General features: G+C 45.5%; 12 protein-coding genes and 1 pseudogene. 7 read left to right on the top strand and 6 right to left on the bottom strand.

Annotated elements, in window-relative coordinates:
- Window positions 1–14: 14 nt before the first annotated feature.
- Both JSY36_RS06660 and JSY36_RS06655 read right to left on the bottom strand, forming a co-directional pair.
- Entirely contained in the window at window positions 15–1,658 is a 1,644-nt protein-coding gene (locus tag JSY36_RS06660) for a thiamine pyrophosphate-binding protein (protein ID WP_205165795.1), read from the bottom strand.
- 13 nt (window positions 1,659–1,671) lie between these two features.
- Complete coding sequence (locus JSY36_RS06655) at window positions 1,672–4,416, bottom strand: bifunctional diguanylate cyclase/phosphodiesterase (protein ID WP_205166060.1); 2,745 nt, start codon at window positions 4,414–4,416, stop codon at window positions 1,672–1,674.
- Between the two features lie 325 nt (window positions 4,417–4,741).
- Here JSY36_RS06655 and JSY36_RS06650 point away from each other — a divergent pair, with 325 nt between their 5' ends.
- Window positions 4,742–5,170 (top strand): flavoprotein, encoded by a 429-nt coding sequence (locus JSY36_RS06650; RefSeq protein WP_205165794.1) that lies wholly within the window; start codon window positions 4,742–4,744, stop codon window positions 5,168–5,170.
- 244 nt (window positions 5,171–5,414) lie between these two features.
- On the top strand, window positions 5,415–6,653 hold the full coding sequence (locus JSY36_RS06645; protein ID WP_205165793.1) for a dicarboxylate/amino acid:cation symporter: 1,239 nt from the start codon (window positions 5,415–5,417) through the stop codon (window positions 6,651–6,653).
- 442 nt (window positions 6,654–7,095) lie between these two features.
- On the opposite strand, the gene JSY36_RS06640 is transcribed toward JSY36_RS06645, so the two are convergent.
- Together JSY36_RS06640 and gltB are read right to left on the bottom strand one after the other, a co-directional pair.
- On the bottom strand, window positions 7,096–8,583 hold the full coding sequence (locus JSY36_RS06640) for a glutamate synthase subunit beta (protein ID WP_205165792.1): 1,488 nt from the start codon (window positions 8,581–8,583) through the stop codon (window positions 7,096–7,098).
- 21 nt (window positions 8,584–8,604) lie between these two features.
- A complete protein-coding gene (gene gltB / locus JSY36_RS06635) occupies window positions 8,605–13,191 on the bottom strand; it encodes a glutamate synthase large subunit (protein ID WP_205165791.1) in 4,587 nt (1,528 codons plus the stop codon).
- A 290-nt stretch (window positions 13,192–13,481) separates the two neighbouring features.
- On the opposite strand from gltB, the gene JSY36_RS06630 reads away from it, so the two are divergent.
- The 3 genes from JSY36_RS06630 to JSY36_RS06620 all read left to right on the top strand — a co-directional run bounded on the left by JSY36_RS06630 (window position 13,482) and on the right by JSY36_RS06620 (window position 15,752).
- Window positions 13,482–14,285 carry a glutamine ABC transporter substrate-binding protein gene (locus JSY36_RS06630; protein ID WP_249414108.1) on the top strand — a complete coding sequence of 268 codons (804 nt, stop codon included), beginning with the start codon at window positions 13,482–13,484 and terminating at the stop codon, window positions 14,283–14,285.
- Window positions 14,286–14,373: 88 nt separating this feature from the next.
- Window positions 14,374–15,030, top strand: a complete 657-nt coding sequence (locus JSY36_RS06625; protein ID WP_122899902.1) for an amino acid ABC transporter permease — start codon at window positions 14,374–14,376, stop codon at window positions 15,028–15,030.
- Window positions 15,030–15,752: an amino acid ABC transporter ATP-binding protein gene (locus JSY36_RS06620; protein WP_205165790.1), complete on the top strand. Its 723-nt coding sequence runs from the start codon at window positions 15,030–15,032 to the stop codon at window positions 15,750–15,752. Before JSY36_RS06625 ends, JSY36_RS06620 begins: the two co-directional genes overlap by 1 nt.
- Before the next feature lie 77 nt (window positions 15,753–15,829).
- On the opposite strand, the gene JSY36_RS20645 is transcribed toward JSY36_RS06620, so the two are convergent.
- Complete coding sequence (locus JSY36_RS20645; protein ID WP_272873267.1) at window positions 15,830–15,964, bottom strand: hypothetical protein; 135 nt, start codon at window positions 15,962–15,964, stop codon at window positions 15,830–15,832.
- Between the two features lie 63 nt (window positions 15,965–16,027).
- Here JSY36_RS20645 and JSY36_RS06615 point away from each other — a divergent pair, with 63 nt between their 5' ends.
- On the top strand, window positions 16,028–16,480 hold the full coding sequence (locus tag JSY36_RS06615; protein ID WP_205165789.1) for a DUF421 domain-containing protein: 453 nt from the start codon (window positions 16,028–16,030) through the stop codon (window positions 16,478–16,480).
- 60 nt (window positions 16,481–16,540) lie between these two features.
- Here the strand turns inward: JSY36_RS06615 and JSY36_RS06610 are convergent.
- Window positions 16,541–16,861 (bottom strand): annotated as a pseudogene (locus JSY36_RS06610) (antibiotic biosynthesis monooxygenase family protein).
- Between the two features lie 95 nt (window positions 16,862–16,956).
- Between JSY36_RS06610 and JSY36_RS06605 the strand changes: the two are divergent.
- Window positions 16,957–18,168 (top strand): MFS transporter, encoded by a 1,212-nt coding sequence (locus tag JSY36_RS06605; protein WP_205165788.1) that lies wholly within the window; start codon window positions 16,957–16,959, stop codon window positions 18,166–18,168.
- Window positions 18,169–18,302 lie beyond the last annotated feature (134 nt).

The following is an 18,302-nucleotide window of genomic DNA, read 5'->3' as shown; positions in this document are numbered from 1 at the left end:
GCAACTCAACAGACTTATTTACCGAACGACGAAAGAAACTTCACCCGGTCGCCCATCGGGGGGACCGCGTTGTCAACCAGATCGATCTCCACTATTGATGGACCGTTTCCGGTCATCAGCTTTTGGAGATCAGCGTTCACTAACTCTTCCATCGTCCTTATTCTGATGCCTGGTACACCCATCGCCTTTGCCATAGCCGAAATATCAACGGGGATTTGTTCAAAGGCCTTGTGAGAACGCTTGTATTGTAAAGTATGACCGTGATAGACCATTCCAAGGCGTGCGTTGTTCATGACCACAAACAAAATAGGAAGCTTGTATTCCTTCGCAGTCAGTACTTCCATGCCGTGCATGAAGAAACAGCCATCCCCGGTAATGTTCACCACAGGGCGGTCCGGTTCAGCAAGAGCGGATCCGATCGCCGAGCCTATTCCGCTTCCCATCGCTCCAAAATGGACGTTGATATCAAATGTCGATGGTTCTTTCACACCCATATCATGGATCACATAGGCCATGAACTCCCCAATATCGATGGTGTAGCGGGTGGTCGAAGGTACCTTTTCCTGCAAAGCAAGCATGACATTACGTGTCGTATATTCATCTGTTCCATAAAGATTAAACTCATTGTTTACACAAGCGGTCTCTTTTCTTTCCAGGCCCAATGCCTTCAATTCATCAATTAAAAACAACAGACTCAGGTCAAGATCCCCGAGGACCGGAATATTTACATTGTATTTTCGGTTAAACACCGTTTCGTCAAAGTCCATCTGGATTGTAAATCGTCCTTCCGTTAAGTTTGGGTTCCAATTGTTCGTTGCTGTTTCACCCAAACTTGAACCAAGCACGAGCAATCCCTCTTCTTCACCACTCCTATGAATCAAGGAAGACACGTTTTCGTGACCGGCAAAGCCAAAAACACCAGCTGCTAAAGGATGATCGCTTCGAATAAACCCTTTTGCCTGAGGGGAAGTGACGATCGGCCAGCCGAGAAGCTCGGCCACTTGTATGACTTGTTCGCTCACATGACGAATTCCCTGTCCCGCAAAAACAATACCTTTTTCACGCATACTCAGCTCTTTTGCCACTTGAGCAATCGTTTCTGCCTGAGGGACGACCGGCATTCGTCCGGCTGGGAATTCAGGAAGCTTCATCTCCTCAATATCACCCAGCTGCACGTCAATGGGCATCGCCACATGAACGGGACCCGGGACTCCCGAGAGGGCGATGTCTGTTGCTTTTGCTACTTCTGTAAGTAAGTCTTCCGCCCTTGTCACTGTCACACTGTATTTGGTCACAGGTTCAAACACAGGATGCGCATCGAGCTCCTGAGAAGCATTTAACCCCATCGTCCTTACAGGTACAGCTCCTGTTAAAAACAGCACGGGCAGATGTTCGCGCATGGCATTGGCTGCTCCGGTTACCATGTTCGTGGCACCCGGACCGCTGCAGCTGATGCACACGCCAAGCTCCTGTTTATATTTGGCATAAGCGCAAGCCATGTACCCCGCTGCCCCTTCATGCTTTGTCACAACAGGAATGAGCTCCGGCATATCATACAGTTCATTAAAAAAAGCATTTACAGAACCTGCGGGAATTCCAAATATATATTCCACTCCGCCGGATTTCAAATAATCCAGTACACCCCTTACAGCTTTCATTCTATTTCCTCCTCTAGTTGACTGCTTCACAATTGGTAATGTATTTTTCCTCAAATAACAGAGACCCAAGAGGGCGGCTGAAGTAGAAACCCTGCATGAGGTAACAGCCTCTCGAACTTAAAAATAAAGCTTGTTCCTTTGTTTCCACCCCTTCTGCAATAACATCCATGTTTAAATTCTGTGCCAGAGTAATGATCGTACTTGCGATCGGAGCTTCGTCTTCACTGCTTTTAATATCCTGTACAAAGGTTTTATCGATTTTTAACGTCTGAATTGGAAACCTTCTTAAGTAGGATAAAGAGGAGTAGCCCGTGCCAAAATCATCAATGGAAACATCGATTCCGTAGTTTTTAAACAGTTCCAGCCTATTTAAGGTGGATTCTGTATGTTTGATAATTTGATTTTCTGTAATTTCAAGTTTCAGGCATGATGGATCGAGTCCGGTTTCTTCAATGATGTCTTTCACTTTAGAGAACAAGTCCGCCTGTTCAAACTCACGCACGGTCAGGTTTACTGAGACGCCCATCTGCCTGCTTCCTTGCAGCTGCCAGGATTTCAACTGTCTGCACGCCGTTTTTATTACCCATTCACCGATGGGTACGATGAGTCCTGTTTCTTCAGCGATGGGAATAAAGTCAGCCGGGGAAATAAGCCCCTTTTCGGAATGATGCCAGCGAAGAAGCGCTTCAGCACCAATCACTTCTCCTGTTTTATAATTCACCTGGGGCTGATAATAAACTTCAAGTTCTTCCTGATCCAGTGCCTTATAGAGGGCGTTTTCGAGCTCCATTTTCTGTACAGCCGGTGTATCGGTTTTTTCCTGATAAAAATGATAGTTGTTTCCGGATAATTCTTTTGCCTTGTACATGGCTGCATCAGCATTTTTAATCAGCTCTTCTGTTGTTTCTCCATGTTCGGGATATAAACTGATTCCAATGCTCTTTTTTACATACACTTCATGGCCTTCAATAATAATCGGCTTTGAGAAAGCGAGATTCATTCGGTCAACAACACTTACAAGTTCTCCTTTTGACTGGACATTTTGGATCACGACCGTAAACTCATCTCCCCCCTGTCTTGAAACGGTGGCTCCTGAAGGTACTGATCTGCAGAGCCGTTCAGCCACTTCCTTTAACAGGGCATCTCCAAAACTATGTCCGTACGTATCATTGACTACCTTAAAACGGTCGAGATCGAGAAAAAGGACAGCCAGTTGTTTTTCGTGAAGCTTGGAGTACGTAATACTCTGGGTAAGCCTGTCGTGAAGCAGCAGCCGATTAGGCAAATCTGTCAAACTGTCATAATAAGCATGATATTTAATTTCTTCTTCAAGCTCTTTTCTTCTTGTAATGTCTTTGAACGTAACGACATCACCGATAATGTCCCCTTCCTTTATTATAGAAGAGATGACGTATTCTACCGGAAAAGAGCTGTTGTCCTTCCGAAAAAACGTTTCTACTGAATCGTGGTCATGCCGTTCAGAATTGAGTTTTCCCCTTTCATCTGAAGTGCTTCCTTTTCTCTTGAATATAACTGTATATGGTCTGCCGACGAGTTCCTCTGCTGATTCATAGCCAAGCATGTCTGTACTCGCCGGGTTGCAAAACGTAATATTGCCATTCCGGTCAAGTCCGAAGATTCCTTCTCCGGCAGAGTTTAAAATCAGTTCTTTTTCCCGGCTTAAATGCTGTAATTCTTCTACAGCATCGTTCAGCTCTTCGTTCTTTCTGCTTATTTCCGCCGTTCTTTCCTGAATAATCAGTTCTTGTCTTTCCATGAACAGCAAATTGGATAATGTACCGGCCGTGATATCAACAACCGATTGTGCCAGCTTTTGCTGGGTCTCTGTATAGGTGTAACCCGCTTCTTTTAGATTCACCACTGGAATAAGACCGAGGACTTTACCGGTAGTCACGACGGGGAGGACAAACATCCCTTTAATCCCAAACTGTCGGCATACATCGTGGTTTGGACGAGGGTCCGCCATCACATCCGGGATAAGGAGGGCTTTTTTCGTCCGGATCACTTCCCCAAGTGCCTTGTCTTTGTAAATATCGATATTTGCCTTTTTATGTGTCTTCTTCCAAGCTTCTTCTGTCCAGTCACTGTCTTTGCTCAAGCTTTGTGGTTTGATCTTTTTCTCAGCCATTGGATCCAGCATATGAAGGCCGATATTTGTATTATTCAGGACGAGGGCAAGGTAGTGAAAACAGATATCCAACGCTTCCTGCATTTCCGAACACATGGAAAGCTCACTGGTCACATCCAAAAGGAGCTGCTTTTGTTTAATCACTTCTTCCTTGCGGGACAAGTTGTTCGCATTTTGAATCGCTACAGCGGCCATATTCACGTATGCTTCTACCGTTTGTATTTCATTATGTGTCAAATTCATCGGGATTCCATAGTCAAACAAAAAGACGAGGCCGAACAATTCCCCTTCGTAAGAGATAGGCAAAACGAGCAATGATTTAATTTTGAATGCATTTACCGCACGCTGATCCGGGCGTGTATCCTGTGACGTGTCAGGAATATAAATTGCCCTTTGCGTTTCTATCACTTCTTTTGCCAGCAAATCATGTTCGGTATCAATGACGTGCTGATCCAGGGTCATGCCGTTAATCGTCTCCGGTTTGCCCACAAACCCTCTGAAAGAACCATCTTCCTGTGGCAAATAAATACCCACCGAATCACACTGGACAATTTCTTCAGATATAGCCGTAGTTACCTGTTGGAGAACCTCACGTAATTCAAGTTTCATATTAATGAGTTTTGTAATTTGAGCCAGACGGGAATACCTTGATTGCTCTTCCACGACGATCACCTCGCTTTTTAGATTGTTACGTTCCTGAGAATCCTGCTGTTATTATTTTTTATTCGACAAAATGCAAGAAAATCCTGTAATTGGGCTTGGGAGATAGCTGAGTTATAGTAAAAAGGTAAATATTTGATAACGTGTTGATTTTTATTTCGTTCTTCTTTTGCTTATCTTTTTTATCGGTACGAAGCAGGTAGATGTTAAATGAGCAACTTTGTTTCTCAATAAAAACTCCCCGATTAAGGGACAAACAGGAGGCGCATAAGATATGGAAGAATCTTTAAAAAGCAGTATTGAAAGGTTTGTCAGTGCGTGGCAGCAATCATCTTTAGAAGAGTTGTCTCATTTTATCTCCTCTGAATATCAGGGCAGAGAAATGACGGGCGGGAAGTTGGTTGACTTTGAATATGAAGAATGTTTGGAAGGTTGGCGGCAAGGATTTCAATTTGTCAGTGAGAATAAAGCCACCTGGGATGTTCGTGTGCTGCACTCAGTTGCGATTCGCCAAAATGAGGCTATCGTTACAATAACAGCCTCACTTGTCATTGCCGGAGAGTATTTTAAGGGAGCGAATTTGTTTTATGAAACATTCAAAAAAGATCCAAGTGATGGCGATTGGAAAATCGTAAGGAGTTACATAGAAGCTGGCCTCCCGGTAGAATATGTCCACAATGCGGGTGAATCTATGCCACTATAAAAATTCCAGGAGACTTAAAAGAGATTTTTTTACGATTAAAGAAGAGTATCCCGCCAGAGGGACTCTTCTTTTTTTGTGTTCGAGGTTTCTTTCTTATGGAAAAAGGGGATTTTTACCTTAATGGTTTTGAAAATACATAATTTTTTATAAAAAAAGTAATTCTCGCGTGGGAAGTGTGGTGTTGTTTAGTTTTAAAATAAAAGAAATCTTGTCTAAAAATCTAGTATTTGTAGGAGGAAAAATTATGAAGTTAACCAGGAATATCATCATAGCTTTAATTCTGGGATTATTCACTGGAATAGGGTTTAATTTATTCGCTCCTGAATTGTTTCAATATGCAGATAATTATGCCTTTACACCACTAGGTACACTGTTTATTAATTCTATTACAATGCTTGTTGTGCCACTCGTACTCTTTTCAATTATTTTAGGTACAGCGAGTGTGAGCGATCCGAAAAAACTCGGCCGGATCGGTGGTAAGACTGTCGGATTTTACTTAATAACGACTGCTATCGCACTCGGTATCGGGCTGTCAATGGCTTTTCTTATTCAGCCGGGGGCCGGCGGCGGTTTCGAGACAGAAACAGCCGACTACGAGGCAGAAGAAGCGCCGCCGATTATGGACACGCTTCTTAATATCATTCCGGAAAATCCGGTCCAGGCAATGGCTGACGGAGAAATGCTTCAAATCATCGCCTTTGCCGTGCTCATCGGCTTTGCCCTTGCAAGACTCGGTGACAAAACAGCCGGTGTATTAAAGCTCATAGAACAAGGAAACGAGATCATGATGTTTCTCGTAAAAATCGTCATGTATCTTGCGCCGGTCGGTGCATTCGCCCTGATCGCCTCTGCGATTGGAGAACTGGGTATGTCCGCCCTTCAGGCGATGCTTTTGTATATGGCTGCTGTTATTCTGGCCCTTCTCCTTCATGCGGTGATCACCTACGGATCTGTTATTGCGTTTATTGCAAAGCGGAGCCCGATTGAGTTTGTACGAAAGTTCTTCCCTGCCATGATTGTGGCGTTCAGTACGTCAAGCAGCAGTGCTGTGCTTCCTGTTTCCATGCGTGTGGCACAGGAGGATTTACGGGTTTCCAAACCTGTGAGCAGCTTTGTACAGCCACTTGGTTCAACAATTAACATGGATGGAACAGCGATTATGCAGGCAGTGGCAACAGTCTTTATTGCTCAAGTATACGCTCAAAGTCTTTCTTTTGGTGATTTGCTGACTGTTATCCTGACTGCTACCCTTGCAAGTATCGGTACGGCTGGTGTGCCTGGAGTCGGAATGATCATGCTTGCTATGGTCCTTACATCCGTTGGACTTCCTGTCGAAGGAATTGCCCTTGTTCTCGGTGTAGACCGTATTCTAGATATGCTGCGTACAGCGGTTAACATTACCGGAGACGCTACATGTGCCGTCATGGTGTCAGAGTCAGAGGAAAAACGTGAGGATGACGGAGAAGCAACAAAAGCGTCATAGAGAGTCGACCGCTATAACGAAGCCATGGATCTGAGATCCATGGCTTTTTTCTCGCTTTATTGTTTCGGCCTACTCCCAGCTTGCTTGTTCCGAAGGGATGAAAAATTCAAAGGTTAATAGCTTCTCTTTCTCAATCGCCCACTTCATAAACCCTTCATAGTTATCGTAGCTAGTTTCAACCGATCTGTAGAATAAAAGAGGATTGCGGTAGAATTATTAGCTTTTCGGGTAGAATTATAACCAATATTGGTAGAATGATTGGCTTTAGCAATAGATTTGCAATTAGTAATGGATGCAAATTATGTGGCTGAAGCATTGAGAGGGGATTAACGGCTTCACTTTCATTATTAACGGTTTAGCCAAAAATCCCCCCTTCCCCGGAAAAAACCACACACTAAAAACACCCGCCCCAAAAAGGAGCGAGTGCTTTCACCTATATCTGCTACGGCAGTTGCGTTGATCCCATTAAATAACGGTCACATTCCCGGGCTGCTTCCCGGCCTTCGTTGATCGCCCAGACGATCAGACTCTGACCACGGCGCATGTCACCCGCAGCAAACACACCGTCTTTGTTCGTTTTGTACTTGCCATACTCCGCTTTCACTCGGGTACGGTCGTCTGTTTCAATCTCCATTTGCTCAAGAAGTTCCTGCTCAGGACCACTAAAGCCAATAGCAAGAAGAACAAGATCGGCTTTCCATACTTTTTCTGTCCCTGGAATTTCTTCACGCAGACGGTTACCGTCTTCGTCTTTTGTCAAACGGACGTTAACAGTATGAACTTCCTTCACGCGGCCGTTCTCATCCCCGACAAACTTCTTCGTCATGACAGCGTAGGCACGAGGGTCGCGGCCGAACACTGCTTCCGCTTCCTTCTGGCCGTATTCAATACGGTGAATAATCGGGTACTGCGGCCACGGGTTCCCTACCGCATCCCGTGTATCCACTTTCTTATCGTAAATATCAAACTGAGTCAAGCTTCTGCAGTTGTGCCTTACCGATGTGGCGAGACAGTCCGTCCCTGTATCTCCACCCCCGATAACAATCACATCTCTGTCTTTTGCGCTGATGTAGTTGCCGTCCTCAAGGTTTGAGTCCAGAAGGCTTTTCGTATTCGCATGGAGGAAATCCATTGCATAGTGAATACCTTTCAGGTCACTGCCTTCAGCAGGAACGTCACGGTGAACCGTGGCACCTCCGCAGAGAATGACAGCATCGTGTTCTGCTTCAAGTTCATCGGACGTAATATCCTTGCCAATCTCCGTATTGGTCACGAACTCAATACCCTCTTCACGAAGAATATTCACACGGCGTTCAACAACTTCGTAAGGAAGCTTCATTTCAGGAATTCCGTACGTGAGAAGTCCGCCGATACGGTCATGCCGCTCATATACCGTTACAGAGTGGCCTGCTTTGTTAAGCTGGGCGGCAGCGGCCAGACCGGCGGGGCCGGATCCTACTACAGCTACCCGTTTTCCTGTGCGCTTTTCAGGGGGCTCAGGAACGACCCATCCTTCAGCAAAGCCTTTCTCAATAATGGAACGCTCTACGGTACGAATTGCTACAGGAGGCTCATTAATTCCCAGTACACAAGCCCCTTCACAAGGAGCCGGACAAGCAAATCCGGTAAACTCCGGGAAGTTGTTCATTTCGTGTTCTTTTTTCAGTGCTTCTTTCCACTGTCCCTGATACACCAGGTCGTTCCATTCCGGAATAAGGTGATAGACAGGACATCCTGTCGTTACACCATTCAGTTCCATGCCTGTGTGACAGGTCGGCACGCCGCAGTCCATGCAACGTGCGCCCTGTTGCTTCAGTTCTTCTTCCGGCATCGGTTTTGTATAGTCATCCCAGTCTTTTATCCGCGACTTTGGATCGCGCTCATGCTGGGTTTTTCGGCTGTATTCCAAAAATCCTGTTGGCTTTCCCATCCTCTCACCCTCCTTATCAAATTACGTTAATGCCGACACTTTTGGTTTCTGACTTTCTTCAAAAGCTTTCATCTCTGCCTCGTCTCTCTCGAGTCCCGTATTTTCGAAGTATTCAATACGGTTTTTCATCTCCTCATAGTGCTTCGGAATAACTCTGACGAAGTTTTGGATCATCCCATTCCAGTTATGAAGAATGCGACGGGCATTCGAACTGTTTGTATAGTGAAGATGCTTTTCAATCATCTTGAAGACGGCTTCTTTTTCCTCGGCACTGGTGACAGGCTGAAGAAGGACCCCGTCACGGTTACACTTCTGGGCAAACGTCCCTTTTTCATCAAGAACATATGCCACACCGCCGCTCATACCGGCAGCGAAGTTACGTCCGGTTTCGCCGAGAATCACGACTTTACCGCCAGTCATATATTCGCATCCGTGATCACCGACACCTTCTACAACCACATTTGCACCGCTGTTTCTTACGCAGAAACGCTCACCGGCAATCCCTTGGATATAGGCATCCCCGCCTGACGCACCATAGAAACACACGTTACCGATAATAATATTATCTTCTGCTTTAAACGTGGCCCGGTTCGACGGATGGACGATGACCTTCCCGCCGGAAAGACCTTTCCCGACGTAATCATTCGCATCTCCAACAAGACGGAGAGTCATCCCTCTCGGAATGTAGGCACCGAAGCTCTGTCCGGCTGAACCTTTAAACGTAAGGCGGATCGTATCTTCACTCAATCCTTCGCGACCATAACGGCGGGTCACCTCGCTGCCGAGAATCGTCCCCGTTACACGGTTAATGTTCCGGATCGCAAGTGTAGCCTCAAACGGCTCCCCTTTCTCAAGGGCATCGCGGCAAAGAGGAATAAGCTCCTGGTTATCAAGGGCTTTATCCAGACCATGATTCTGGTCAATCGTCTTAAAACGGCTTACAGATTCCGGTACATCAGGCTTGTGAAGGAGAGCCGTCAGATCTACATCTTTAGCTTTCCAGTGATCAATGGCCTTGTTGGCCTCAAGAACTTCTGTATGACCAACCATCTCTTCGATCGATCTGAAGCCAAGCTCTGCCATCAATTCCCGGGCTTCCATAGCAATAAAGCGCATGAAGTTTACGATGTGATCCGCTTCTCCTGTGAACTTTTTACGAAGCTCAGGGTTTTGGGTTGCTACACCGACCGGACATGTGTCCAGGTGACAGACGCGCATCATTACACAGCCTAAAACCACAAGAGGTGCAGTTGAGAAACCAAATTCTTCGGCACCCAGTAAGGAAGCAACGACAACGTCTCTTCCCGTCATCAGTTTCCCGTCTGTCTCTACGACGATTCTGTCGCGTAGATGATTCAAAAGAAGGGTCTGATGCGTTTCGGCAAGACCGATTTCCCAAGGCAGTCCTGTGTGCTTAATGCTGGAGCGTGGTGCGGCCCCGGTTCCTCCATCGTAGCCGCTGATCAGAACGAGGTCTGCCCTACCTTTGGCCACTCCGGCAGCAATCGTTCCAACGCCGACGGCAGAAACGAGCTTCACGCTGATACGCGCACGGGGATTGGCATTTTTCAGGTTATGAATCAGTTCAGCCAGGTCTTCGATCGAATAAATATCATGGTGCGGCGGTGGTGAAATAAGCTCTACGCCGGTAGTGGAACCACGAACTTCTGCGATCCACGGGTACACTTTTTTACCTGGCAGATGTCCCCCTTCACCGGGCTTCGCACCCTGGGCAATCTTAATCTGAATTTCATCGGCATTCACAAGGTAATGACTAGTTACACCGAAGCGTCCAGAAGCCACCTGTTTAATGGAGCTTCGGCGCAGGTCTCCATTCGCATCCTCTGTGAAACGCTCAGGGTTCTCTCCGCCTTCACCGGAGTTGCTGGCGCCGCCGATACGGTTCATGGCAATGGCAAGAGCTTCGTGAGCTTCCTGGCTGATCGCACCGAAGGACATGGCACCGGTTTTAAATCTCTTGCAGATTGCTTCAACCGATTCCACTTCTTCAAGCGGGACTGACTTTCGCTTTTTAAATGACAACAGTCCGCGAAGAGACTGAAGGTTATTATTTTCATCGGTTAATAGTTTTGAATACTGCTTAAACAGCTCATAGTCTCCTGAACGGCAGGCGTGCTGGAGCATATGAATGGTTTTTGGATTGTACTGATGGTCCTCGCCTTTTTCACGGTATTGGAATTCATCCCCTACCTCAAGGCGTTCATCAGATCCTCTCTTTTCTTCAAAAGCGCGGGAATGGCGCATGAGCACTTCTTTTGCGATCATGTCGGTCTTGATTCCCCCTAGACGTGATGCTGTACGGGTAAAGTACTTCTCAATCACATCCGGGTGAATACCCACTGCTTCAAAGATCTGAGCTCCTCTGTAACTTTGAATCGTTGAAATTCCCATTTTCGAAAGTACTTTAATAACCCCGTCTGTTACACCGGAAACAAAGCGTTCTACTGTTTCTTCATATGAAGAAAGCTCGATCTGCCCTTTTTCACGCATATCTTCGAGTGTTTCAAAAGCAAGGTAAGGGTTAATACCCTCTGCTCCGTAACCAAGAAGGGTCGCAAAGTGATGGACTTCTCTCGGCTCACCTGACTCAAGAAGAATGCTGACTCTTGTACGGATTCCCTTTCGGATCAGGTGGTGATGCAGACCTGATACAGCAAGAAGTGCCGGAATCGGTGCTTTTTCCTGAGAGACACCCCGGTCCGATAAGATAATCAGGGTGGCGCCGTCCTCATAGGCACGCTCGGCTTTTTCAAAGAGTGATTCCAATGCCGCGTCCATTTCTCCTTCCCCTTTTGCGTCAAAAAGGATGGAGAGGGTTTCGGCTTTGAAGCCCTCTTCTGACTGAACACGGAGCTTCTCCAGCTCGGAATTGGCGAGAACCGGTGTCTTTAAGCGGATGTGTCTGCAGCTTTCAGGTTTCGGATTCACAAGGCTTCCTTCTGCCCCGATTGTTGTCTGCACCATCGTGATAATCTCTTCCCGGATGGCATCAATCGGAGGGTTTGTTACCTGGGCAAACAGCTGCTTAAAGTAGTTATACAATAGTTGTGGTTTCTTTGACAGCACCGCAAGCGGTGAGTCGTAGCCCATTGAGCCGACCGGGTCTTTTCCCCCGGATACAAGGGGCTTCAGAATCTTGTTAAGCTCTTCCTGTGTATAGCCGAATGCCAGCTGCTGCTCCCGGAGATTTTCAACTGGTCCTGCTTCAATCGGAGACTCAGGAAGATCTTCCAGGTTACGCAGGTTGTCATTGACCCACTCTTTATACGGCTGTTCGCCTGCTATTTCAAGTTTAATCTCTTCATCAGGAATAATCCGGCCTTTCTCCAAGTCAACAAGGAGCATTTTCCCCGGAGTGAGGCGGTCTTTGATTTCAATATCGTCAGCAAAAATATCAAGAGCACCAACTTCCGAGCCCAGGACGATCATGCCGTCCTTCGTCACATAGTAACGTGCCGGACGGAGACCATTGCGGTCAAGGGTGGCACCAATCTGCTTCCCATCTGTATAAACAAGGGCTGCAGGACCGTCCCACGGCTCCATCAATGTGCTGTGGTATTCATAAAAATCCCGTTTTCTTTCATCTATTGTTTCATCATTTGCCCAAGGCTCAGGCACCATCATCATGGCAGTGTGGGCAAGAGAACGTCCGGAAAGGTGTAAAAACTCGAAACAGTTGTCAAACATGGACGAGTCACTGCCGTTTTTATCAATAACCGGAAGAATCTTCTTGAGGTCTTCCTCTTCAAAATATTCAGACGCACAAAGCTGCTGTCGGGCACGCATCCAGTTTACATTCCCGCGAAGGGTATTGAATTCTCCGTTGTGGATCGTATAACGGTTCGGGTGCGACCGTTTCCAGCTTGGGAACGTATTTGTACTGAAACGGGAGTGTACAAGTGCCAAAGCACTCTTAAACTCCGGATGGTTCAGGTCGATATAAAAGGAGTCAAGCTGCTCAGGTACAAGCATTCCCTTATAAACGATCGTACGGGTTGACAGACTGCTGATGTAAAAAGCATCCTGCCCTTTCAGACGTTTTGAAATTTCAATCTCCGTACGCTTTCGGATAATATACAGACGACGTTCAAACTCGTCCTGGTCATTTATCTTTTGTGAGCAGCGGATAAACACCTGACGGATGGCAGGCTTCGTTTTTTTCGCTTCAATTCCCACAAACGAATCGTTAACAGGAACAGTACGCCAGCCAAGGAATGTCTGTCCTTCCTCTTTAATAATCTCTTCAAAGATCGCTTTACACTTCATCCGTGTATCCTGATCTTCAGGCAGAAAGACCATACCGATACCGTATTCCCCTTCATCAGGGAGAACAATGTCTTCTCTGTCACATTGCTTCACAAAAAAACGGTGCGGGATCTGGGTCAAGATACCAGCCCCGTCACCGGTACTTACATCTGCTGACTGACCTCCCCTGTGTTCCAGGTTACTCAAAATGTTAATCGCATTCTGGACGATCGCATGAGATTTACTACCATCAATATTCGCAATCATTCCAATGCCGCAAGCTTCATGTTCATTCACCGGGTCGTATAATCCCTGCATAACAGGATATCCGTGTTTTCTCATGGAAACGCCCTCCTTCTAAATCGTAAGTCTATTTTGTCAATTCTATAATTTCAAATAGTATAGCATGAAATACCTGTGTCATAAAACTTTACACACTTAAAAACCCTTTAATAAAGCGCTTACATCTGTTTTTTCATCAGAAATGACAAGGGTTTAAAAATTTTTTTGAAATAGTCAGAGGAATTCGTCGTTTTTTGAAGAATTTAGGTTAGGTGAGAATTTTTTGTAAATTAAGATTATTCATTCGGGAGAATTTTAATTTACAAATAAAAACAGAGGGGGATTACGACGTGAAAAAAAGACTATTTGGTCTGCCGTTTTTTATGGCAGCTGCCGTACTTGCAGCCTGTGGAGGAGCCGATGAAACAGGCGGGGACGAAGCCGGTGAAGCAGAGGCAGAAGAAGATCGTCCCGAGTACACAGTCGCAACAGACACAAACTACGTTCCATTTGAGTTTCTCAACACAGAAACAGGCGAGATGGAAGGGTTTGATATCGACCTCATCCATGCTATTGCCGACCGGGTTGGATTTGACATTAACCTTGAAACGGTAGAGTTTGACGGAATTGTTTCTGGAATGGGAACAGGCCGTTACGATATTGGTATTGCCGGTATGACGATTACAGAAGAGCGTGCGGAGAACTTTGACTTCTCTGACCCTTATTATGATGCAGGTCTTATCCTGGCTGTCCGTGCTGATGAAGAGGAAATTCAGTCTGTTGACGATGTAGACGGCAGACCTGTTGCCACACGTGCCGCTACAACAAGTTACGATTATCTGGAAGAGAATACGGACGCTCAGATCCAGACATTCCCGGATATCGTGAATGCGTATCAGGATCTTACTGCAGGCCGTGTGGACGCGGTTATCTATGACCTGCCAAACGTCCTTTACTACATCGAAACGGAAGCCCTTGGCGATATGAAGACCGTTGGTGACACATTGACAGGTGAGCAGTACGGGATTGCCTTCCCATCAGGCTCCGAGCTTACTGAGCAGGTAAACGAAGCTCTGGCTGAAATGATGGAAGACGGTTCGTACGGTGATATTTATGAAGAATGGTTTGGTGAGCGCCCATCTAACGAGGAATAATCATGATAGCTCAATAAAGTTTTAAGGGCGGCGCAACGAGTAACATGCTTGTTGCGCCGTTTACTTTCATACGGGAGGTTAAAACAGGATGTTCGATTTTTTAAGCCCGCATATTTCAGGTACCCTCCCTTTTATTTACCGAGGGTTACAATTAACCATCTTCATCACGTTCTCCGGCTTCTTCTTCGGATTTATTATCGGAGCCCTCACCGGAATGATGAGGCTGTCCAATAACAAAATCATTTACGGCATTGCGACCGTTTATATCGAGCTTGTACGCGGGACACCGATTCTCGTGCAGGCACTCTTTTTATACTTTGGTATATCTGATTTTGTCGGTATTAACTTCAGTGCTGTCACAGCCGGTATTATTGCCATCGCGATTAACGCAGGTGCCTATATCGCTGAGATTGTACGCGGTGGTGTCGAATCCATTGATAAAGGACAGACCGAGGCCGGCCGCTCGATCGGCCTGAGTTCTTCCCAGACGATGCGGTATATCATCTGGCCGCAGGCATTCCGCCGCATGATCCCGCCACTTGGAAACCAGTTCATCATCAGTTTGAAAGATACATCAATCTTTGCGATTATTTCATTAAATGAAGTAACCTATCTTATAAGACAGTACGTAAGCACCACAGCGAGTCCGTTCGTACCGTATATCATGCTTTGTCTTGCATATCTGGTAATTACAATACCGGCCATGGTAATACTGAGGCGTATTGAAAGGAAGTTGGACGTATAATGATACAAGTCAGAGATTTACATAAGTCGTTTGGTGACCTGGAAGTATTAAAAGGCATTGACGCAGATGTGAAAGAAAAAGAAGTGGTCTGTGTTATCGGCCCCTCCGGATCAGGGAAAAGTACGTTTCTCCGCTGTCTTAATATGCTTGAAGAAATTACTTCAGGTGAAGTTGTCATTGACGGAGAGAAGCTGACCGATCCAAAAGTGAACATCAATAAACTCAGATCCCGTGTAGGTATGGTATTTCAGCATTTTAACCTGTTCCCTCATATGACTGTCCTTGAGAACGTCATGCTTGGGCCGTTAAAAGTGAAGGAAATGAAAAAAGCCGAAACCGAAGAACTGGCTCTTGCCTTACTGAAAAAAGTCGGTCTTTCCGATAAAGCTCATGTGTATCCAGGAAGCTTATCCGGCGGACAAAAGCAGCGTGTCGCCATTGCCCGTGCTCTTGCCATGAATCCAAAAGTAATGCTCTTCGATGAGCCTACTTCGGCTCTCGATCCCGAGCTTGTCGGCGGCGTTCTGGAAGCCATGAAAGATCTTGCCAAAGAAGGAATGACCATGGTCGTTGTTACACACGAAATGGGATTTGCCCGGGAGATGGGCGACCGTGTAATCTTTATGGACCAGGGAAAAATCATGGAAGAAGGCAAACCGGAGGAGATTTTTGATAACCCTCAGAACCCGCGTACTCAGGATTTCCTGAGGATGGTGTTGTAGTATTTTAGAAGAAGCACGGGGGCCGGCAGAGGTACTCGTGCTTCTTCCAGTTTGTATCGAAAAATGTCGTATTCTCTTTAAATCGGCTGAAAGTCTGCATAATAAACCAGCAATTCTCCATAAACTTCCGCTAAGTCTGCATAAATCGTCCAAAGTTCTCCATAAATCCACAAAAGTTCTCCATAAAAACCTCCCCCTCTATCAATCTCCAAGAATACAACTCTCTAAGTCTGTAATTACTAAAGAAAACCCTTTACGTTTGGAGAGTACCTCTCATGGAGCCTTCTTTTCTTGATATGACCATCAAGCTCATTCTCGGATTCTTCTTTCTCTTTCTCTTTCTCATTACAAGACTGCTTGGACGAACGACCATCAACCAGCTCACTCCTTTTGACTTTGTTTCACCAATTGTATTGTCTGAGCTTCTTGGGAATGCCGTCTTTGAACAAAACGTTCCTGTTTATTTCGTCGTCTACTCGATTTTCCTATGGGGAATTCTCCTTGTGATTATGGAAAAAGGACTATTGAAGTTGAAGGGGCTGAGGGGACCGTTGGAAGGAAAGCCTGCGATTGTCATCCGTGATGGGAAGATTGACCGCAAAGAGCTGAAGAAAAACCGGATGAACCTCAACCAGCTTATGAGCCTTCTGATACAGAGTGAAGTTTTCTCTACTCTACTCTTCTCAGCTCAGCCAAAGATTGATTCTTCTTTGCTCTCCCTGCTTTAGAGAAAAAGATGAAACATGAAACACACTCAATTGATTCTCCTCCTATTCCTCTCAAACAATTTATAGAGAAGCTCCCTTTTGACTGAGTACGTGATAGACATCCTGCTTGCTTTCGACGATAAAAGAGGGTTTTGGTTTACCGCGGTTTTCCCTGTGTCCTGCAAGGTGTACATCACTTGTTTCCCAGGCTTTCCAGTCCTCTTCAGACTCCCACCGGATCATGACAATCACTTCTTCATTTCTCCGACGTTGTTTTTTTCTAAGTACACTTTGATCTATAAATCATGGCTGTTCTTCAATAATTCCCTTCCCGGCAAACCTCTCTACCATTTTCTCACTGTGACCCTCTACTACTGTGATTGTTTTCAATTGAATAAACATTACTTTTCCTCCTTACGCTATATACAAATGTCTGTTATTATAATTGATAACGATTATCATTTTCAACAAAGTTTTAGAATTGTGAGGATGGAACCATGTGGAAAAATAAAAACGTATGGATTTTATTAATAGGAGAGTTCGTCGCAGGTGTGGGATTATGGTTAGGGATTATAGGAAACCTGGAGTTTATGCAGACTCTTGTTCCCTCTGATTTTATGAAGTCTCTCATTCTTGCTTCCGGTCTTGTGGCAGGTATAGCTATAGGACCATGGGCCGGACGGATAACAGATCGTTTGAAGAAAAAGACGGTGATGCTCGCTGCAGGCTTTGTTCGTTCCATCAGCGTTTGTTTTATGTTTGTTGCAATACATAATGAGTCCGTCTTATGGATGGTCGTTTTTCTTATTACTATTCAGCTTTCAGCAGCTTTTTATTTTCCTGCACTGCAAGCAGCGATCCCCCTTGTTGTGCCGGAAAAAGACCTGATGGAACTCAATGGTGTATATATGAACGTGTCTACCCTGTCACGGATAGGAGGAACAGCTGCAGCTGGTGCCCTCCTCGTCGTCATCTCCTTGACTATGCTCTATTTAGCATCATTAATCGCATACATGGCCCTATTTATATTGACGTTGTTTCTGACCATTAAAGAAGAGAACCCGAGACAAAAACACAACAGCACAGAAGAAATGGAAACATCGTTTAGAGACGTCTTCCCGGTCATAAAAAGAATGCCAATCGTTTATATGACACTCACAATGGCCGTTATTCCTCTCCTTTTTTTAGGAGGGTTTAACTTAATGGTGATAAATATAAGTGAAATCCAAAACAGTGCAGAAATAAAAGGGGCACTCTATGCTGCTGAAGGTACTGCCTTCATGCTTGGTGCCTTTTTTGTGAAATGGATCAGTCAAAAGCAATCACACTACCACATTCTATTCTTTTGTTCATTTTTAGTCGGGGCTTCTCAGTTGCTCCTCTACTTTGCTCATATTCCTGTGATCACCATTTTTGCATTCATTCTTTTTGGATTTGCGGTAGGATGCTTCTTCCCTGCGGCAGCCACTATCTTCCAAACGAAAGTACCGAAAGAGTTCCACGGCCGGTTCTTCTCATTTAGAAATATGTTGGACAGGGTTATTTTTCAAGCTGTCTTGATCATGACAGGAGCCATGCTCGATATTATTGGTTTATCACATATGGCAGTTATTATTGGTATCGTTTCGATTATGACTACCGTCATGTTCCTGATTGTATTCAGAAGAAATAAGGAAGAGGGGAATATGGAAGTAAGCAGGGCAGGCTAAACAGCAGATCAGTTAAAACATTTAATGAGTACCCCTATAAGTCAGTAAATATCTTTTACTAAACCGGAAGTGTAATGCGCAGCTGAACGCCAGCAGCGAGACTCCTGCGACAGTGACTAGCAAAACATCGTGAG

Origin of the sequence: Alteribacter salitolerans (assembly GCF_016901055.1) — a bacterium.
GTDB classification, from domain to species: Bacteria; Bacillota; Bacilli; order Bacillales; family Salisediminibacteriaceae; genus Alteribacter; species Alteribacter keqinensis.
The sequence above is the reverse complement of the archived record's forward strand: the minus strand, read 5'-3'. Positions and strand labels throughout refer to the sequence as shown.